Here is a 14,873-nt window from a genome sequence, read left to right as displayed (position 1 = left end):
AGCCACTTGTCCATCGAGATCGCCAACGAGTCCGGTGTCGAGGTCGACACCGACGCCGTGCTCGCCGTCGCCCGCTACGCCCTCGACGAGATGGGGGTCAACCCCCTCGCCGAGCTCTCCGTGCTGCTGGTCGACATCGACTACATGACCGAGCTGAACCACCGCTGGATGGGTGGCGACGGCCCGACCGACGTGCTCGCCTTCCCCATGGACGAGGGCAGCGTCGACCACGGGCCGGGCGAGGCCAGCGCGTCCGGCGGCGAGCCGGCCCTGCTCGGCGACATCGTGCTCTGTCCGGAGGTGGCGGCGAAGCAGGCGGCCACCGCCGGCCACGCGCCCGCCGACGAGCTGCACCTGCTCACCGTGCACGGGGTGCTGCACCTGCTCGGGTACGACCACGCCGAACCGGAGGAGGAGCGGGAGATGTTCGAACTGCAGGCCCGGCTCCTGGCCGGCTGGCGGTCGACCCGGTCCCGGTGATGCCCACCCCGATACTGGCGGCCGACGCCACCGCCGGCCTGCCCGATCTGCAACTGCTCGTCTTCGCTCTCGGGCTGGTGGTGCTCGCCGGCCTGATCGCGATGACCGAGGCGGCGCTGACCGCGGTCTCCCCGGCGCGGGCGGCCGAGCTGGCCCGCGACGGCGCCCGGGGCGCGCGTACCCTCCAGGTGGTCGCCGGCGACGTGGTGCGCCACCTCAACCTGCTGCTGTTGCTGCGGCTGATGGCCGAGCTGACCGCCACCACGCTCGTCGCGCTGGTCGCGGTCGACACCTTCGGTGCGGGCTGGCGCGCGGCGCTGGTCACCGCCGGGGCGATGACGGTGATCAGCTTCGTGGTGGTCGGGGTCGGCCCGCGCACCATCGGCCGGCAGCACGCGTACGCGGTCGGCCGGGCCGTCGCCCCGCTGGTGCGATGGCTGGGGCGGGCGCTCAACCCGCTCGCCTCGCTGCTGATCCTGATCGGCAACGCGGTCACCCCGGGGCGCGGCTTCCGGGAGGGGCCCTTCGCCACCCAGGTGGAGCTGCGCGAGCTGGTCGACCTGGCCGAGCAGCGCGGCGTGGTCGAGCACGGCGAGCGGCAGATGATCCACTCGGTCTTCGCGCTCGGCGACACCATCGCCCGTGAGGTGATGGTGCCGCGCACCGAGATGGTGTGGATAGAGGAACGAAAGACCCTCTCCCAGGCGCTGACGCTCTTCCTGCGCTCCGGCTTCTCCCGCATCCCGGTCATCGGGGAGAGCGTCGACGACGTGCTCGGCGTGCTCTACCTCAAGGACCTGATCCGGCGTACCCGTGGGGGCGACCCGGCGGCGGCCCGGCTGCCGGTGGCCGAGCTGATGCGCCCGGCGACCTTCGTCCCGGAGTCCAAGCCGGTCGACGACCTGCTGTCGGAGATGCAGGCGGCCCGCAACCACCTGGTCATCGTCGTCGACGAGTACGGCGGCACCGGCGGCCTGGTCACCATCGAGGACATCCTCGAGGAGATCGTCGGCGAGATCACCGACGAGTACGACGTCGAGCGCCCGCCGGTCGAGCGGCTGCCCGACGGCTCGGTGCGGGTCACCGCCCGACTGCCCGTCGAGACCCTCGGCGAGCTCTTCGACGTGGAGCTGCCCGCCGACGAGGTCGAGACGGTCGGCGGCCTGCTGGCCCAGGCCCTCGGCCGGGTGCCGATCCCCGGCGCCGAGGCGGAGGTGGCCGGGTTGTGGCTGCACGCCGAGGGCACCACCGGCCGGCGCAACCGGATAGACACCGTGCTGGTGCGCCGGGTCGAGCCGACCGACCACACCGACCCCACCCCGGGGCGCGGCGAGCCCGCCGAGGCCCGGGGCAACCAGAACCGATCCGAGGAGAGGCAACCCGCCGATGCCTGAGTCACCCGCCGCGCCCGCCGCCCTGCCCACCCCGTCCGCGCCGGTCGAGCTGAGCGCCGAGGACGGCAAGCTGGTCATCCTGGCCCGGGGAGCCCGGGGCCGGGTGGGTGCCGTGGAAGGAGCGGCGGTACGCGACCAGGACGGCCGCACGTACGCGGCGGCGAGCGTCTCGCTGCCCTCGCTGACCCTCACCGCCCTGCAGCTCGCGGTCGCCTCCGCCGTGGCGGCCGGGGCCAGCCGACTGGAGGCCGCCGTGGTGGTGACCGAGGCGTCGACCCTGGACGGGGCGGGACACGCCGCCGTGCGGGACCTCGCCGCCGACGCGCCGATCCACGTGGCCGCCCCGGACGGCACCGTCCTCGGCACGGTGGTCGAGTGAGCAACATCGGGGGCAAGGCGGGCGACGTCCGCGGCGGAGCGGGCGACGCCGGGAACGGCCAGCCCTACCGGGCCGGGTTCGCCTGCTTCGTGGGCCGGCCGAACGCCGGCAAGTCGACGCTGACCAACGCCATCGTCGGCACCAAGATCGCGATCACCTCGAACAAGCCGCAGACCACCCGGCACATCATCCGGGCCGTGCTGCACCGGCCGGCGTCCCAGCTCGTCCTGGTCGACACCCCCGGGCTGCACCGCCCCCGCACGCTGCTCGGCGAGCGCCTCAACGATCTCGTCCGCTCCACCTGGAGCGAGGTCGACGTGATCGGCCTCTGCATCCCGGCCGACGAGCCGGTCGGGCGGGGCGACCGGTTCATCACCGGCGAGCTGGCCGAGCTGAAGGCCACCGTGATCGCCGTGGTGACCAAGACCGACCTGGTGGACAAGCGGCGGCTGGCCGAGCAGCTGCTGGCGGTCAGCAAGCTCGGCGAGTTCGCCGACGTGGTGCCGGTCAGCGCGCTCTCCGGGCACCAGCTCGACGTCCTGGTCGACGTGATGACCGGTTACCTCCCCGAGTCGCCGCAGCTCTACCCCGACGACATGCTCACCGAGGAGCCGGAGCAGGTGCTGGTCGCCGAGCTGATCCGGGAGGCGGCCTTGGAGGGGGTCCGTGACGAGCTGCCGCACTCCATCGCCGTGGTGGTGGAGGAGATGATCCCCGAGGGCAAGCTCACGAAGATCTACGCCGACCTGTACGTGGAGCGTTCCAGCCAGAAGGCCATCGTGATCGGCCACCGGGGCAGCCGGCTCAAGGAGGTCGGCACCACCGCCCGCCGGCAGATCGAGGAGCTGCTCGGCACCCGCGTCTACCTGGACCTGCACATCCGGGTGGCGAAGGACTGGCAGCGCGACCCGAAGCAGCTCCGCAAGCTCGGCTTCTGACCCTCGGTCGCCCCGTGCCCCGTGCCCCGCGCTCTCGCGGAGCGCGGGGCGAATCCGGGCAGCGCTGCGCTCGTACCAACCGCTGGTGATCCCGGGGTTGTTGCAGACCGAGGAGTACGCCCGGGCGATCCCGGCGACCGGGCTGGCCTCGCCCGACGAACAGGCGAAGACGCTAGAGCTGCGGATGAGCCGGCCGGTGCTGGTGTTCGACCGCGAGCCGGGGCGTCCCGCGCGAAGGGCGGCAGATGCCTCCTGTTCCGGGCGCTATGGAGCTGATCCGTCTACGACATCGCCCAGCCCTTCCCGGTTGAGTCGTTTACGACATCAGCTCCATAGCGCCCGCCAACGACTGCCCCGCCGACCGGGAAACGCCCCGGGAGCTCGCCTTTCGTCGCTGCCCGGCAAACCTTGGACGGTCACCGGACCCAGCCTCACCTAATGGACATCCCGTCGGAAAAACCCCACGGCGGCAAGGGCCGTTGCCGGCCGAGATCGACGGGTCGGGCGCAGGTTGGCGGCCCCTCCGTGTGGAAATTTTCACCCGCGCCCCGCGAAGGTGGCCGTTTGCCGGCGATCGGTCGGAGGGTAGGGAACGTTCATCCCCTTACCTCCTCGACATAGAAGCAGGCTGATGCGAAGCCGATACCTGGACCTGCTCCGCGCCTTGGCCACCGTTCGGGTCGTCGTCTACCACGTGACCGGGTGGGCGACCCTGACGCTCGTCTTCCCGGCGATGTCGGTGATGTTCGCCCTCGCCGGGTCGCTGATGGCCGCGTCGCTGGACCGGTCCGGGGTGGCGGCGCTGCGGCGCCGGCTGCGCCGGCTGCTGCCGTCGCTCTGGGTGCTGGCCGCGATCATGGTGCCGGCCATGCTGCTCACGGGGCTGGCGCTGACGCCGGAGGTGCTGCTCTGGGCGTTCCCGGTGGCCAACCCGCCGGCCAACTACTGGGGGGCGCTGGCGCTAAGCCCGATCTGGTACCTGCGCGACTACCTCTGGTTCGTGTTCGCCTCGCCGGCCGCGCTGTGGCTGTTCCGGCGCGCTCCGTGGCCCACGCTGCTCGCCCCGTACGCCCTGCTGGTCGCCATCGAGGTCGGCCTGCTGCCGAACGCGTCGATGGTCCTGCGGGAGTTCGGGATCTACTTCGGGGCCTGGCTGCTCGGCTTCGCCCACCACGACGGCCTGCTGCGCCGCATGTCCAACCGCGCGCTGGTGACGGCCGTCCTGGTCGTCGGCGGGGCCGGGGCGAGCTGGATCGTCACCCATCCCGGCCCACGCGGGTACGACCTGAACGACCTGCCGCTCGGCAACGCGCTCTGGTCGGCGGCGTTCGTCCTCGTGCTGCTCGGCCGGGCCCCGGCGACCACCGCCTGGGTGGACCGCGTCGCCCCGCTCGGGCGGGCGGTGACCGTGCTGAACCGGCGGGCCCTCACCGTCTACCTGTGGCACATGCCGTTCGTGGTGGCGCTCACCCCGCTGGTCGACGTGGTCGGCTGGTCCCACCAGGACCCGGTGGGCCTGGCGATCCGGGTGGCGCTGGTCTTCGCGCTGGTCGGGGTGGTCACCGCGTTGGTCGGCTGGGTGGAGGACGTGGCCGCCCGCCGCCGACCGGAGCTGGTGCCCGGCGGCCGGCCAAGGACACCGGCTCAGCGTGCGGTGACCGACACGTCCCCGCTGCCCGCGCCCACGTCCAGCAGCAGCGCCGCGCCGGGGTCGTCGGTGACGCCCAGCTCGGCGTGGCCCGAGTCGACGCCGGAACGCACCCGGTACCGGCCGGCGGGCACCACGAGCTGCACGTCTCCGCTGTCGGCGTGGGCGCGGGCCGAGGCGGCGACGGCGAGCTCCACGACGACGTCGCCGGAGCGGGCCTCGGCGTCGACCTGACCACCGAGGCCTCGGGCGGTGATGGTGCCGGAGCCGGCCCGGAGGGTGGCCGGGCCGCGTACGTCGCTCACCCGCACGTCGCCGGAGCCGGTCTCGGCCCGCACCGGGCCGGTGGCCCCGTCCACCTGCACGGTGCCCGAGCCGCCCCGCAGCTCCACCCCGCCGACCTGACTCACCTCGATCGTGCCCGAGGCGTTCTCGCCGCGCACCGCCGTCCCCGGCGGGACCGTCACGTCGAAGGAGACCGAGCAGCGGGCGCCGCAGTCGGCGTCGAGCACCAACTCGTCGCCGTTGATCTCGTACCGGGTGTCGGGTTCGCCGCCCTGGTAGCGCACCACCCGCTTGACCCGGATCTGCCCGGTGGGGCCGGTGCCGCGTACCGTCACGTCGCCCGGACCCGGACGCACGACGACCCGGGCGACCTTCACGGTCTCGGTGGTGTCGAAGTCGAGCCCGCGCACCGACAGGGTGTCGCACCCGGAGACGAGAATGAGGGCGGCGAGGCCACCGGCGCCGACGAGCCGGGCGCGGCCGGCGTCCCGGGCGGGCACGACAATGGGGTACGAAGCCATGGCGGGGACGGTACGGCCGGACCGGCCCCGCGCGCATCCGGGATCGCCGGCCGACCTACCCCGAGCCGACCCTGATTTCGCACCCTGAGGAGAATGATCGGATGACCGGGTACCGCCGACAGCTCTACCGCGACGACGCGGTGGTGCTGCGCGTGCAGAAGCTCGGCGAGTCCGACCGGATCATCACCCTGCTGACCCGTCGGCACGGTCGGCTCCGCGCGGTGGCCCGGGGGGTGCGCCGCACCACCAGCAAGTTCGGTGCCCGGCTGGAGCCGTTCGGCCACGTCGACGTCCAGCTCGCCGGCGACCCGAAGGGCAACACCGGCAGCTCCCTGCACAGCGTCAGCCAGGTCGAGGGGATCGACCTGTACGGCAAGCGGTTCCTCGGCGACTACCCGCGCTACACGGCGGCCAGCGCGATCGCCGAGACGGCCGAGCGGCTCACCCCCGTCGAGCGGGAGCCCTCGCTGCGGCTGTTCCAGCTCACCCTCGGCGCGCTGAAGTCGCTGTCGCGGGGCGACCACGCCACCACGCTGGTGCTCGACGCGTACCTGCTGCGCGGGATGACCCTCGCGGGGTGGGCGCCCGCGCTGTTGGCCTGCGCGGTCTGCGGCACGCCGGGGCGGCACCGGGCGTTCTCCGTGCCGGCCGGCGGCGCGGTCTGCCCCGACTGCCGGCCCCCGGGCGCGGCCCATCCCGCACCGGCCACGGTGGACCTGATGTCCGCCCTCACCACCGGCGACTGGGTGCTCGCCGACGCCACCGGCACCGGCGTACGCCGGGAGTGCAGCGGCCTGGTCGCGGCGCACCTGCAGTGGCACCTGGAGCGCGCGTTACGCTCGCTGCCGCTGGTCGACCGGGGTGGCCCGGTCGCCGGTGCCGGGGCGCAGGCCGTGAGCAGGGAGAGAGCCGAGTGATCCGATCGATGAGGTCCGCCCGCCGTGAGCCGGTGCCGCCGAAGGCGCACCCGTCGGGCGCGCGGCCCCCGGCGCTGCCCCGCGAGGCGGTGCCCCGGCACGTAGCCGTGGTGATGGACGGCAACGGCCGCTGGGCCAAGGAGCGCGGGCTGCCCCGCACCAAGGGCCACGAGGCGGGGGAGTTCAGCCTCTTCGACACCATCGAGGGCGCCATCGAGCTGGGCATTCCCTACCTCTCGGCGTACGCGTTCTCGACCGAGAACTGGCGGCGCTCGCCCGACGAGGTCCGGTTCCTGATGGGCTTCAACCGGGACGTCATCCGCCGCCGCCGTGACCAGCTCGTCGACCTGGGGGTGCGGGTGGTCTGGTCCGGCCGGGCCGGGCGGCTGTGGAAGAGCGTCATCTCCGAGCTGCAGACCGCCGAGGAGATGTCCCGGGGCAACTCGACGCTGACCCTGCAGTTCTGCGTCAACTACGGCGGGCAGGCCGAGATCGCCGACGCGGCCGCCGCCATCGCCCGCGACGCGGCGGCCGGCCGGCTCGACCCGGAGAAGGTCACCGAGAAGACGGTGGCGAAGTACCTCTACCACCCGGAGGTCCCGGAGGTGGACCTCTTCCTGCGGCCCTCCGGCGAGGAGCGGATCTCCAACTTCCTGCTCTGGCAGGCCGCGTACGCGGAGCTGGTCTTCCTGGACACCCTCTGGCCGGACTTCGACCGCCGCCACCTCTGGTACGCCTGCGAGCTCTACGCCCAGCGGGACCGCCGCTTCGGCGGCGCGCTGCCCAACCCGGTCGCCCCGCCGCCGGCCTGAGGACGGCAGCGGCCCACGGGAGGCCCCGGTCGCCGCCCCGTCCGCCGAGGCTTGCCGTGCCCTCGTCGCGGGTATCACCCGGGTCAGCAGCCACCGACGGAGGTGAACCCACATGATCCAGAAGCGTATTGCCCAGTGGGCGGTGATGGCCGTCGCCGTGCCGTTGGCGGCGGCCGGCGCGCGCCGGCTCAGCCACAAGCTGGAGGCCCGCCGCGGCCCGACCGGGGTGAGCCGCCTGCTCGCCCAGGGTGCCGACCTGATCCGCCCGCAGCACGCCAAGCGCCGCCGCTTCTTCTGACCCCACCCCACCCGGCCGGCCCGGCCTTGGGCGGGTGCCGGTCGGGGGGAGTCGTGCGACGCGGGTGGCGCCCGACGCGGACGCCGGACGCCACCCGCCACGCGGTCAGGGCAGGTCGATCGGGCGCAACACCCGGTCCACGGCGTGCGCGATCTGCCGGTTGCCCTTGTTGACGTCGAACGCCACGACGCTGGGGTTGCGGTCGTCGGTGTCGGCGTCGATCAGCCGCACCTGCCGGAAGACGAACCAGTAGGTGCGCACGTCCACCTCGACCGTGGAGCCGAGCGCGGTGGTCAGCTTCGTGCCGTCGGCCCTGACCGCCGTGCGACGGTCGATGGTGGCCCCCGGCACCACGTGGTAGAGCAGCACCGTCTCCACCGTGTCGATCCCCAGCCCGGCGACGGCCGTGAAGGCGGCGCTCTCGCCGGGGAGCTTGCGGGCCTTCGTGATCTCCTTGACGAGCTGCTGGAAGGCGGCGTCGTTGGGGATGAACGCGGTCAGCGCGACGGTGCCGTCGGTGAGCACCTTGACCGGTGAGTTCGGCTTGGCCTCCAGCACCGCCAGCACCGCGGCGGTGAGCACGTCGAAGTCACGCCCGTTGCGGTCGAAGCCGCCCCGGTCCTTCGTGAGCACCTGGGCGAGCGAGGTCGTGCCGAGCGGCTTGGCCTTGGTGCTGGCCTGGGCCGCCGGCACGGCAACGGCGGTGCTGGCCAGCGCGGTGGCCATGACGCCCACCGCTACCCGGCGGGCGAGTCGTGCGATCCTCATCAGCGGGCCTTTCGTCGAACCGTCGAAGCGAACAGATCCGTGACGTCCCGTCACGACCCATGCTTCGCGCCGAACGACCCGCGTGGATGCACCTCAGGCTTCGACCTCGGCGCGGCCGCCGGCCCAGAGCGTGTGGAAGGTGCCCTCCCGGTCCACCCGGTGATAGGTGTGCGCGCCGAAGTTGTCCCGCAGCCCCTGGATCAGCGCGGCGGGCAGCCGAGACGCGCGCAGCGCGTCGAAGTACGCCAGCGACGACGAGAACGCCGGCGTCGGCACCCCGGCCCGCGCCGCGTCGGCCACCACCCGCCGCCAGCCCGGCACCCCCTCGCCGACCTTCTCGGCGAACCACGGGGCCACCAGCAGCGTCGCCAGCTCCGGCTCGGCGTCGTACGCCTGACGGATCCGGTCCAGGAAGCGGGCCCGGATGATGCAGCCACCCCGCCAGATCGTGGCGGTGCCGCCCAGGTCGATGTTCCAGTCGTACTCCCGGCTGCCGGCGCGGATCTGGTCGAAGCCCTGCGCGTACGCGATGATCTTGCTGGCCAGCAGCGCGCGGCGGACGTCCTCGACGAAGCTCTCCCGGTCCTCGACCTGCCACTTCTCCCCGGCGTCGCCGAACGCCCGGCGGGCGGCCTCGCGCTGGTCGGCGTGGCCCGACAGCGAGCGGGCGAAGGTGGCCTCGGCGATGCCGGTGATCGGGATGCCGAGGTCCAGGGCGCTCTGCACCGTCCAGCGGCCGGTGCCCTTCTGCTCGGCCTGGTCGAGCACCACGTCGACGAACGGGCGGCCGGTCGCCGCGTCGGTGTGCGCCAACACGTCGGCGGTGATCTCGATGAGGAACGACTCCAGCTCCCCGGTGTTCCACTCGCGGAAGATCTCCGCGATCTCCGCCGGGCTCGCCGACAACCCGGCCCGCAACAGGTCGTACGCCTCGGCGATGAGCTGCATGTCGGCGTACTCGATGCCGTTGTGCACCATCTTGACGAAGTGACCGGCGCCGTCCGGGCCGACGTGCCGGCAGCACGGGGTGCCCTCCACCTGCGCGGCGATCTTCTCGAAGATCGGCCCGAGCTTCGCGTACGACTCGGCGGAGCCGCCCGGCATGATGCTCGGCCCGAGCAGCGCCCCCTCCTCGCCGCCGGAGACCCCGGTGCCGGAGAAGTGCAGCCCGTGCCCGCGCAGCGCCTCCTCCCGGCGGCGGGTGTCGGCGAAGTGCGCGTTGCCGCAGTCGACGACGATGTCCCCCTCCGCCAGCAGCGGGATCAGCTCGTCGATCACCGCGTCGGTCGGGGCGCCCGCCTTCACCATCACGATCACCGCGCGGGGACGCTCCAGCGACGCCACGAAGTCCGCCAGGGACTCGGACGGCACGAACGTCCCCTCGTCACCGTGCTCGGCGACCAGGCTGCGGGTCCGCTCCGGCGACCGGTTGTGCAGCGCCACCGTGAACCCGTTGCGGGCCAGGTTCCGGGCCAGGTTCCGGCCCATCACCGCCAACCCGGTCACGCCGATCTGCGCCGTCGCCTGCTGCGTCATTCGTACCACCATCCGTCGCGTCGTCCGTGCTGCGACCGTATCGCGCCCGCCCGGCGGCCCGGGGCGGGCCTGGACGGATGTCACATGGTGGCCTTGCCCGTGGTGGCTTCGCGATTCGGCGGTGTCGGTAATTCGGGTGCGTCGGTCGGGTGGCGGGACTACTGTCGGGTCCATGCGCAACTGACGCCCCTCATTCGGCAGAGCCGACCCGCCGCTGTCGCCGCGGGTCCGCAGCTCCGGGCGTCCGCATTCCGTCGTAGCCGTCGTCGTTTCCGCGCGGCTTCCCTCGTGGTCGGGCCCGCCGGGGCACCCCGTTTCCCGCTCGCCGCGTCGTCGCCGAACCCGTTGCGGTCGCCGCGCCGACGCCCACTGACCAGGAGGCCACGTATGCCCGCCAAGCGCAGTTCCCGCAAACCCCGCCCGTCGTCCACGCGCCGATCCCCGGCCCCGGCGAAGGTCACCCCGCCGAGCCTCGACGCCGACGCCGTCGCGCCGGTCGTCCCGGTCCTGCCGGCGGTGACACCGCCCGACCTCGACGGTGCGGTGCCCGACCTCGACGGGGTTGCCGTCGAGCCGGTCGGGCCGGTGGCGGCACCGCCCCCGCCCGCGCCGAAGAACGGCCCGCCGGCCGGCGGTGCCCGGTTCGCCGGTGGCGCCCGCAGCCAGGCCGCCGGCCAGGGCCGTCGGTACGCCTTCCGCCGCAGCTGATCCACCAAGACCGACTTCGTGTGCGGCACATCGCGGTTTCTTTCGATTCGGAAACCCCAATGTGCCGCACACGAAGTCGATCAACCACGACTCTCCGTCGGTGCCGGCCGCGGTGCGGTCGGCGTGGCCCGGTCGAGGCTCGGCCGGCCGTAGCGTCCGGCGATGAACCCCGATAGGGTTTTGGCGTGCCCCGGATGGGCCGACACGATGGAGGCAGCGACTTCAGCCGCCGCTGAGTCAGGACGCGCCCTGCGCGCCGCTCAACAGTCGGGCCCTTCCGGGATTTCCTTTCGCCTCCACCCACGGCGGCTCACGTGTCGCGTCACCCTGGGTGCGCTGCGCTTGCCCTGGACGTGGACCACCGGCGCGTCGGCGTCATCGGGTCCAGCGCGGGCGGGCACCTCGCCGGCCTGCTGGCGACCGGGAGGGTGCTCTCCGCCGAACGGCTCGCCGCGCCGCCACCGCGACCGGACTTCGCGATCCTCGCCTACTCGCCGGCGGACCTGCACTTGCTGCCGGACCCGCCGGTGCAGTGGATCCTCGACGGGCGGATGGAGCTGCGCGAGGAGCTGTCGCCGGCGCGCAACATCGACGCCGACACCTGCGCGACGTTCCTCTGGGCCACCGCCGAGGACCCGCCGGGGTTCCCGAACGCTCTCGCGTACGCGACCGCGCTCTTCGCGGCCGGCATCCCGGTGGAGCTGCACATCTATCCCCGGGGTCGGCACGGGCTCGGGCTGGCCAACGGGGTCGCCTACGGCGGGCACGGTGACGTCCACATTCCGCACACGGCCCGCTGGGCGGCGGCGTGCGAGGCGTGGCTCGGCGCGGAGGGGTTCCTTCCGGCCGGCTGACCACGCCTCGCGCAGCGGCGGGGGCGGCGCGGTCGGTCAGCCGATCAGGGGGCGGAACGTGCCGAGCACGACGCTGACCGTCAGCGCCACCCCGGCCAGCGCCGCCGCCCCGGCGACGAGCACCCCGTCGGCGACCCGGAAGTGCTGCCGCCGCGCGACGGTGCGGGGGGTGCCCGAGTCGAAGCCGCGGGCGTCCATCGCCACGGCCAACCGGGTGCCCCGGCGGATCGCCCCCACCAGCAGCGCGAACGCGGTCGAGACGAAGAGCCGCAGCCTTGCCACCGGGTTGCGCCCGGCGTCGACCCCGCGCGCCCGCCGGGCCATGCTGATCATCTGCCACTCCTGGCCCAGCAGCGGCACCAGCCGGAACGCCGCCAGCGCGCCGATCGCGAACCGGGCCGGCGCCCGCGCGTTCTGGATCAGCGCGTCGGCCAGGTCGGTCGGGTCGGTGGTGGCGAAGACGATGATCCCGGGCAGGGCCACCGCCAGCACCCGCAGCGCCAGCCCGAGCGCGGTCAGCAGCACCCCGCTGGTGACCAGCACCGGCCCCGCCTCCAGCAGCACCCGGCCGGAGCGGTCGGCGGCGAAGAGGACCAGGGTCACCACGATGCCGACCGCGCTGAACAGCAGGGGCAAGGCCCGGCGGGCGAGCACCCGGTACCGGATGCCGAACAGCGGCAGCACGGCCAGCTCGACGCCGAGGGCGATCGCCGGGGCCACCGGGTCCAGCGTGGCGAGCAGCGTGAAGGAGAAGACCAGCGCCGCCGCCACCTTCGCCACCGGGTTGCGCCGGGCCAGCGGCGCGTCGGGCGCGGCCACCGGCTCGATGCTGATCACGACGCCCCCGCCCGTCCGCCGGTCAGGGCGCTGCGGCCGGTGACGACGCGGCAACCGGTCACGACGCCCCCGCCGGTTCGCGGGTCACGGTTACGGTCCGGTCGGCCAGGGCGGCGACGAAGTCCGGGTCGTGGGTGACGGTGACGACGCCGTGCCCGGCGTCGCGCAGCTCGGCGAAGAGGTCGACCAGCTCCAGCCAGGTCCGGCGGTCCTGGCCGAAGGTCGGTTCGTCGCAGACCAGCAGGCGGGGCGCGGTGGCCAGGGCGGTCGCCACGCTCAACCGCCGCGCCTGTCCACCCGAGAGGGTGTACGGGTTGGCGCGGGCCAGCGCCGTCAGGTGCAGCCGCTCCAGCAGGGCGTCCACCGTGGACGTCACCGCCGCCTCCGGCTGGCCGGTGCGGCGTGGCCCGAGGGCCAGCTCGTCGTAGACCGTGTCGGTGACGAACTGGTGCTCCGGGTTCTGGAAGACCGACCCGATCCGGCGGGCCAGGGCGGGGGCCCGCCAGCGGTGCGGGGGAGTGCGGGCGTCCCGGCCGGCCAGCTCGGCGCTCGCCGCCACCCGGCCGGCCCCGGGGCGGAGCAGGCCGCCGAGCAGCAGGGCCAGGGTGGACTTGCCGGCCCCGTTGGGGCCGAGCACGGCGAGCGCCTCGCCGGCGCGTACCGCCAGGTCGGTGGGGGCGAGGCGGGGCGGCAGGGCGAGCCGGTCGGCGGTGAGCAGCAGCTCGCCGGGGGCCGCGGTGGCGTGCCGGGGCGGCACGGTCCGGCCGGGCACCCAGACCCCGTCGGCGGCGAGGGCGTCGCCGTGCGCGGCGAAGACCGCCTCCGGCGGCCCGTCGGCGCGGACCCCGCCGCCCGGTTCGAGGACCACCACCCGGTCGACCAGCGGCAGCGCCTCGGCGATCCGGTGCTCCACCAGGATCAGCGTGGTGTCGTCGTCGAGGGAGTCGGCGACCGCGCGGCGGATCAACGCCGCGCCGGCCGGGTCGAGGTTGGCGGTCGGCTCGTCGAGCAGCAGCAGCCCCGGCCGCAGGGCGAGCGCCCCGGCCAGGGCGAGGCGCTGCTGCTCCCCGCCGGAGAGGGCGGCGGTCGGCCGGTCCCGCCGGTACGGGAAGCCGACCCGGCGCAGCGCCTCGTCCACCCGGGGCCAGATCTGCTCGGCGGGCACGCCCCGGTTCTCCAGCCCGAACGCCACGTCGTCGCCGCTGCGGGCCATCACGAGCTGGGTCTGCGGGTCCTGGAAGACGATGCCGACCCGCTCCCGGTCCTTGCGGGGGTCCACCCCGTCGACCTCGACGGTCCCCTCCTGCTCGCCGGAATCCTCGGGCAGCAACCCGGCCAGCGCCGCCAACAAGGTGCTCTTGCCGGCCCCGGAAGCCCCCAGCAACAACACCCGCTCCCCCCGCTCGACCCGCAGCTGCACCCCCCGCACGGCCCACCCCCGCCGCCCGGCATGCCGCCACCCGAAGTCGCGTAGAACCACCGCCCCCACGCCGCCCCCTCCCAAGACCAGCCTCGGTGATCAAGAGGTTTGCGTCAGCTGAACCCGTCCGGCTGACGCAAACCTCTTGATCAACAGGATTCGATCGGGGTCAGATGAGGGTGCGTTCTTGGGCGGCGGGGAAGCGGTCCAGGACGCCGGTGCGCGCCAGGGCTCGGGTCAGGGCCCAGCCGCCGGCGCCGGCGATGGCCGTTGCGCTGACGATGGTGAGCAGGGCGTACGGGATGCGGTAGCTGGTCAGGGCGGTCTCGACGTTCCAGACGAAGAAGTCGAACAGGGCGGCGCCGAGGCCGGTGAGCGCCCCGGCCAGCAGCGCGCTGGGCAGCCGGAACGAGCGGTAGCGGAACGCGGCGAAGGCCAGCTCGGCCCCGAGGCCCTGGACCAGGCCCTGCGGGATCACCGTGCCGGCCCACTGGCTGCCCAGCAGGGCGGAGAGGACGGCGGCGACGGTCTCGCAGTACAGGGCGGCCCCCGGCTTGCGGATGACCAGGCCGCCGACCACGGCCGGCATCAGCCAGACCCCGTAGAGCAGGGTCTGCGCGGGTGGGAAGAAGGCGAACGCCCCCTCGGTGGCGCTCCAGACCAGGCCCCAGGCCCAGAAGACGACGCCGAAGGCGACGGCGATCACCGAGGCGACCACGATGTCGATGGTGCGCCACCGATTGTCGGTGTTGTTCATGATTGCTCCCAGTTCGTGAGTGAACCAGGAGAAGACGCACGCCGCCCCCGGTGCCCAGGTGGGACCGGACGGCGGCGCGGCTGGAGGTCGACCGAACTCCCTGCGCTGGCATTACCCAGATCAGGTTCGAGGGTCTGCGGGCGGTGCCCGCACTCTCAGCGCTGTGCGCTCCCCTGTCGGATATGAAGTTGTCTCGCCGACGCTAACACCCGGCAGATCACCCGGCAAAGTGATCCTTCGCGCCCCCACCGCCCGGGCCGCCGAAGACACCCGGCAGAGACGGTGCGCCGGGGAAATCGGCACGGGTGCGCGCCGACCGCC

Annotated in this window: 15 protein-coding genes, 2 pseudogenes and 1 riboswitch; of the genes and pseudogenes, 11 read left to right on the top strand and 6 right to left on the bottom strand. The window is 73.8% G+C overall.

From position 1 onward, the window contains the following. Nucleotides 1-6 precede the first annotated feature (6 nt). The 6 genes and pseudogenes from ybeY (at nt 7) to ACLQ2V_RS26365 (ending at nt 5,073) form a co-directional block, all read left to right on the top strand. Complete coding sequence (gene ybeY, locus ACLQ2V_RS26390; protein WP_425721278.1) at nt 7-480, top strand: rRNA maturation RNase YbeY; 474 nt, start codon at nt 7-9, stop codon at nt 478-480. After that, entirely contained in the window at nt 456-1,874 is a 1,419-nt protein-coding gene (locus tag ACLQ2V_RS26385; protein ID WP_425721333.1) for a hemolysin family protein, read from the top strand. Before ybeY ends, ACLQ2V_RS26385 begins: the two co-directional genes overlap by 25 nt. Then, nucleotides 1,867-2,253, top strand: coding sequence for a cytidine deaminase (locus ACLQ2V_RS26380; RefSeq protein ID WP_425721277.1), 387 nt, complete (start codon nt 1,867-1,869; stop codon nt 2,251-2,253). Before ACLQ2V_RS26385 ends, ACLQ2V_RS26380 begins: the two co-directional genes overlap by 8 nt. 5 nt (nt 2,254-2,258) lie before the next feature. Further along, entirely contained in the window at nt 2,259-3,191 is a 933-nt protein-coding gene (gene era / locus ACLQ2V_RS26375; protein WP_425721332.1) for a GTPase Era, read from the top strand. A 49-nt stretch (nt 3,192-3,240) separates the two neighbouring features. Continuing rightward, nucleotides 3,241-3,630: pseudogene (locus tag ACLQ2V_RS26370) on the top strand (Scr1 family TA system antitoxin-like transcriptional regulator); the annotation flags it as partial. A gap of 192 nt (nt 3,631-3,822) precedes the next feature. Beyond that, nucleotides 3,823-5,073, top strand: a complete 1,251-nt coding sequence (locus ACLQ2V_RS26365) for an acyltransferase family protein (RefSeq protein WP_425721276.1) — start codon at nt 3,823-3,825, stop codon at nt 5,071-5,073. Here ACLQ2V_RS26365 and ACLQ2V_RS26360 read toward each other — a convergent pair. Continuing rightward, nucleotides 4,977-5,645: pseudogene (locus tag ACLQ2V_RS26360) on the bottom strand (DUF4097 family beta strand repeat-containing protein); the annotation flags it as partial. The gene ACLQ2V_RS26365 and the pseudogene ACLQ2V_RS26360 overlap by 97 nt on opposite strands. 101 nt (nt 5,646-5,746) lie before the next feature. Here ACLQ2V_RS26360 and recO point away from each other — a divergent pair. The 3 genes from recO (at nt 5,747) to ACLQ2V_RS26345 (ending at nt 7,672) form a co-directional block, all read left to right on the top strand. Continuing rightward, on the top strand, nt 5,747-6,562 hold the full coding sequence (gene recO / locus ACLQ2V_RS26355) for a DNA repair protein RecO (protein ID WP_425721275.1): 816 nt from the start codon (nt 5,747-5,749) through the stop codon (nt 6,560-6,562). 8 nt (nt 6,563-6,570) lie between these two features. Further along, nucleotides 6,571-7,374, top strand: coding sequence for an isoprenyl transferase (locus tag ACLQ2V_RS26350; protein ID WP_425721274.1), 804 nt, complete (start codon nt 6,571-6,573; stop codon nt 7,372-7,374). A 112-nt stretch (nt 7,375-7,486) separates the two neighbouring features. Then, nucleotides 7,487-7,672 carry a hypothetical protein gene (locus ACLQ2V_RS26345; protein WP_425721273.1) on the top strand — a complete coding sequence of 62 codons (186 nt, stop codon included), beginning with the start codon at nt 7,487-7,489 and terminating at the stop codon, nt 7,670-7,672. A 105-nt stretch (nt 7,673-7,777) separates the two neighbouring features. Here ACLQ2V_RS26345 and ACLQ2V_RS26340 read toward each other — a convergent pair whose 3' ends face one another. Then, the gene (locus ACLQ2V_RS26340; protein WP_425721272.1) at nt 7,778-8,440 is read right to left on the bottom strand and encodes a fasciclin domain-containing protein; all 663 of its coding nucleotides are present in this window, start codon (nt 8,438-8,440) and stop codon (nt 7,778-7,780) included. A gap of 93 nt (nt 8,441-8,533) precedes the next feature. Beyond that, nucleotides 8,534-9,976: an NADP-dependent phosphogluconate dehydrogenase gene (gene gndA / locus ACLQ2V_RS26335; RefSeq protein ID WP_425721271.1), complete on the bottom strand. Its 1,443-nt coding sequence runs from the start codon at nt 9,974-9,976 to the stop codon at nt 8,534-8,536. Nucleotides 9,977-10,363: 387 nt separating this feature from the next. On the opposite strand from gndA, the gene ACLQ2V_RS26330 reads away from it, so the two are divergent. Next, nucleotides 10,364-10,684: a hypothetical protein gene (locus ACLQ2V_RS26330; RefSeq protein WP_425721270.1), complete on the top strand. Its 321-nt coding sequence runs from the start codon at nt 10,364-10,366 to the stop codon at nt 10,682-10,684. A 353-nt stretch (nt 10,685-11,037) separates the two neighbouring features. Then, entirely contained in the window at nt 11,038-11,538 is a 501-nt protein-coding gene (locus ACLQ2V_RS26325; RefSeq protein WP_425721269.1) for an alpha/beta hydrolase, read from the top strand. Between the two features lie 36 nt (nt 11,539-11,574). Here ACLQ2V_RS26325 and ACLQ2V_RS26320 read toward each other — a convergent pair whose 3' ends face one another. From ACLQ2V_RS26320 to ACLQ2V_RS26310, 3 genes are all read right to left on the bottom strand, one after another. Beyond that, nucleotides 11,575-12,375 (bottom strand): energy-coupling factor transporter transmembrane component T family protein, encoded by an 801-nt coding sequence (locus ACLQ2V_RS26320; protein ID WP_425721268.1) that lies wholly within the window; start codon nt 12,373-12,375, stop codon nt 11,575-11,577. Between the two features lie 58 nt (nt 12,376-12,433). Then, the gene (locus ACLQ2V_RS26315; protein ID WP_425721267.1) at nt 12,434-13,864 is read right to left on the bottom strand and encodes an ABC transporter ATP-binding protein; all 1,431 of its coding nucleotides are present in this window, start codon (nt 13,862-13,864) and stop codon (nt 12,434-12,436) included. A 100-nt stretch (nt 13,865-13,964) separates the two neighbouring features. Beyond that, a complete protein-coding gene (locus ACLQ2V_RS26310) occupies nt 13,965-14,552 on the bottom strand; it encodes an ECF transporter S component (RefSeq protein WP_425721266.1) in 588 nt (195 codons plus the stop codon). Nucleotides 14,553-14,631: 79 nt separating this feature from the next. Beyond that, nucleotides 14,632-14,737, bottom strand: a riboswitch (TPP riboswitch). Between the last annotated feature and the right edge of the window lie 136 nt (nt 14,738-14,873).

The organism is Micromonospora sp. DT233 (genome assembly GCF_049841815.1).
In the GTDB taxonomy this organism is placed as follows: domain Bacteria; phylum Actinomycetota; class Actinomycetes; order Mycobacteriales; family Micromonosporaceae; genus Micromonospora.
Note: the sequence above shows the minus strand (reverse complement) of the source record. Positions and strands in the feature narration are given on the sequence as shown.